This window comes from Enterococcus sp. BWR-S5, assembly GCF_016745255.1.
Taxonomy (GTDB): Bacteria; Bacillota; Bacilli; order Lactobacillales; family Enterococcaceae; genus Enterococcus_L.
On record NZ_JADOEQ010000033.1, the window covers coordinates 1 to 3,643 of the forward strand.

Genomic DNA, 3,643 nt, shown 5'->3' on the forward strand with positions numbered 1-3,643 from the left:
ACAACTATTCAGTAACATGAATTTGTAAACAGAAGAGAGCCGGTCGACGGTTGGACCGCCGATCGGCTCTTCTGTTTCGTTTAAAGAAAGGAACTGTCAGCGTGAAAAAAATACAACAAGTAGTACTAGGCCTACTATACATAATCATGACAGCTCTGCTGGTCTTTCCGGGAGCAGCAGCAGCCGAGGAAACAGAAACGCCGGAAGGCACAGAGATTGGCGGCTTCACCTATGAAGTCATTTTACCGGAGAATCAACTGAACAAAGAGGTCGGCTACTTTGATTTACAGCTGGCAGCCGGTCAAAAACAAACGATTCAGATTAAACTAACCAATCCAACTAACATAGAAACAACACTGAGTGTCAAGCTGAGTGGCGCGAAAACCAATAGTAACGGGGTCATTGAATACACCCCCAATGAGATTGAAAATGATGCTTCCCTGAAGTACGATTTTGTCGATGTGGTCAAAGGACCGGAGGAAGTTGTTTTGGCACCGGGAGAAGAGCGGATGCTGGATCTTGAAGTGACGATGCCGGAGGCATCCTTTGATGGGATTATTACCGGCGGGATTCAACTGCGGAATATCACCAATGAAGAAGAGCTGGATAAGCAAAAAGAAGGCACGGTTATCAATAAGTTTGCCTATCTTATCGGGGTCGTTCTCCAACAAAACGATACCGAAGTGACCCATGATTTAGCGTTAAACAAGGTCTATGCCGGATTAAATAATTACCGCAACACGATTTTTGTGAACTTTTCCAATATTCAACCGGCGTTTGTTCGTGAGATGACCGTGGATGCTCAAATCACGAAAAAGGGCTCGAAGGATGTCTTGTACGATACGAAGAAAGCTTCGATGAAAATGGCACCCAACAGTCTGATTGATTTCCCGGTATCCATGCAAGGCGACCGGATGGTCGCAGGGGATTACACGGCTTATATCACTGTTACCACAGAGGTTAATACCTGGACTTGGGAACAGGACTTTACCATCACTAACGAAGAAGCAGAGAAATACAATGAGCAGGATGTCGGCTTGATTCAGGAAGAAGGCATTGACTGGAAGCTGATTGCCGCGATTGTTGCCGGCGTGTTTGTATTGGTTCTGGTGATTTATCTGGTGATTCGACAGGTGAAAAAGAAAAACGAAGCGAAAAAACGCAAGAAAACCAAAAGTAAAAAGAAAAAACGCAACTAGAAAAGCCAAGAAAAGAAAACGAATAATGGGGGAACAAACGTGAGTATATTGGATTGGTTATTTATAGGGTTGTTATCCGCCGCGATCCTTTGTGGGCTGTTTGTTCTGATCCTGTTCATTCAAAGCTTCCTGACGGGAAGAAAACGTGCAGGACTGCAAAAAAAGCGCATCAAGAACAAGAAGAAGCGGAAAAAACTGCAGCGTAGGGTACAAAAGATGAAAAAGCAGCAATGGCGTCAGTTTCGTTCCGCTCTTTTATTACTGGTACTTGGAGGCGCATTGGGAGGAGGCGCCTTCTATTCCCGTTACTATCAAGCCCATCGCTTGGGGGAACAGGACTCCAATGCGATTGTTCAGGGGTATCATTTGGTGGCAACGATTGAGGAGGAGCTGGGCAGTGAAGAGTCTTTGGCGAATCCTGAAAAAGCGGCGACCCGTTTGCGGGATTTAACCGGACGTTTGTCCAGTTACGGAACCCGCGTGCCCAGCCAACGCTTGTCAGAAGAGGGACAGCGCTTGTTAAGTCGACAATATTCCTATATGTCTGAGCTGGGGATGAATCTCTATACACAGGCAGATGACCTGATGGTTAATGAAGAGACACGGGCAGCTGTCGAAGCGGATTTGAAGAAAATCCAAACGCACCAACAAAAAGTGTTGACCTATTTCAGCATCAACGAAGACTCACTGAAAAAGACAAACTGAGGATCGATGAAATGAAGGATGAGAAGCGAAAGAAACGCAAGACCGGCCCCTCTTCCAAAAGAGACGGGCAAAAACGGACAGGCAGGAAGCCGACGACAGACCGTCGGTCTTCTCCGTCTGATACAGCGCTTAAAAAAACAGGCAATGCCAAGGCTTCCACACACCGACGGAAGAAAAAGCAGCGACAATCAAGCGGCAGGAAAACCGGCCGAAAGCGACCAACGGGGGTCAAAAGAGGCAGACGACTGGTCGGCGAGCTTCTTTTGAGCCTGTTTTTAGCTATGGGGCTGATTTATGTCATTTCCCTGTTTACCTTTACCTTTTATTCGGTGGACAGTTATATGATGGCACCGGCGGTGAATGCCGGAGATACAGTCTTTGTCAATAAGCTGAAAGAAATTCGGCGCTTTGATTTGGTCCTGTTTCGCAGTCCAACCGATGGCGAGCTGTCGGTTCGGCGAGTGATTGGGGTGCCCGGTGATCGGCTCTATTATCAAGCAGATGTGCTGTATCTGAACGAGCAGGAACAGGTGGAGCGCTTTTTGAACACGGCGTTGAAGGAAGCTCGGCAAAACGACCAACAGTTCACTGAAGACTTTCGCTTAAGTCAGGTGATCGGTCAGGACGCTGTACCCAAGGACAGTTATTTTGTGTTGGGGGATAATCGAACCTTTGCCGTAGACAGCCGCAGCTATGGCGTGATTCATAAAAAGGATATCATTGGGGTGGTTCGGATGAGGGTCCTGCCGCTGCATGAAATGACGTATCTATAAGAAGGAAGACACGACGAATGAACCAAACCACTGAGAGAAAACCAAAAAAAGTACCCACCAGCGGTGTTCGCCCCAAGAAGCGAAACCGTCGGTTAAAACAAGAAATCAGACAACGAAAGCAACAGGAGCAGCAGCGACGGGAGCTACGTCGGGGCTATGTGGTGCTAGGGCTGTTAGCCGTCCTTGTGCTGCTATTCTTTTTGAACTTTCGAACCCGTCAGGTGGATGGGGTTTCGATGGTGCCAACCTTGGCAGACAACGACCGTCTGCTGGTCCGACGGACCGAGACCTTTGCCCGTTATGAGCTGATTACCTTTGAACCGGCAGACAAGGTCGGGGAGTCCTATGTGAAACGAATCATCGGACTGCCGGGGGATCGCCTGCATCTGGACGGCAACCGCCTGTATTTATATGAAGCCACTACGAAGCAGCAGACAAACCAGGCAGGAACCTTTTCTGCAGAGCAGCTGCCGGATGGCGCCTTAACCGTGCTTCTCAGTCCAGAGGCGGTTCAGTCGATTGGCACACAAACAGAAATACCGGCCAATCAGTATTTTGTCTTAGGCGATAATCGAGGCAATTCTCGTGACAGTCGGGAGATGGGGCTTATCACGTCCAATCAGATTGAAGGGGTCGTGGTGTTCCGCTATTTTCCCCTGAATCATATCGGGCGTGTCAGCTGAGGCCGCTGAAAAAATGGAAGAAATGAGGAAAGCAATGAAACCAACACAATGGAAGAGTGTCCGCTATCTGGCGAAAAACCGCTGGATACTGGGCCTTAGTTTTTTTCTGCCGATAGTCATTTTGGCAGGGGTATATTTGATGATTGGGATTTATCCCGGCAGTAACCGAACCATCATGGCCAGTGATTCATTTCACCAGCTGTCGAACTTTTTAGCCAGCTACAATACCATGATGAAGGGCTCGGAGAGTATCTTCTACAGCTGGTATGTGTCGTTTGGCTTG

The 3,643-nt window shown here is 48.1% G+C and carries 5 protein-coding genes; all 5 read left to right on the forward strand.

Going from position 1 to position 3,643, the window contains the following annotated elements; translation table 11 throughout:
* Window positions 1–101: 101 nt before the first annotated feature.
* Window positions 102–1,199: a DUF916 and DUF3324 domain-containing protein gene (locus tag IW510_RS21120; RefSeq protein WP_330932676.1), complete on the forward strand. Its 1,098-nt coding sequence runs from the start codon at window positions 102–104 to the stop codon at window positions 1,197–1,199.
* 39 nt (window positions 1,200–1,238) lie between these two features.
* A complete protein-coding gene (locus IW510_RS21125) occupies window positions 1,239–1,904 on the forward strand; it encodes a hypothetical protein (RefSeq protein ID WP_202063167.1) in 666 nt (221 codons plus the stop codon).
* Between the two features lie 11 nt (window positions 1,905–1,915).
* Complete coding sequence (lepB, locus tag IW510_RS21130; RefSeq protein ID WP_202063169.1) at window positions 1,916–2,677, forward strand: signal peptidase I; 762 nt, start codon at window positions 1,916–1,918, stop codon at window positions 2,675–2,677.
* 17 nt (window positions 2,678–2,694) lie between these two features.
* A complete protein-coding gene (lepB, locus tag IW510_RS21135) occupies window positions 2,695–3,360 on the forward strand; it encodes a signal peptidase I (RefSeq protein WP_202063171.1) in 666 nt (221 codons plus the stop codon).
* Between the two features lie 34 nt (window positions 3,361–3,394).
* A partial coding sequence (locus IW510_RS21140; protein ID WP_202063173.1) for a YfhO family protein occupies window positions 3,395–3,643 on the forward strand: 249 nt, incomplete at its 3' end.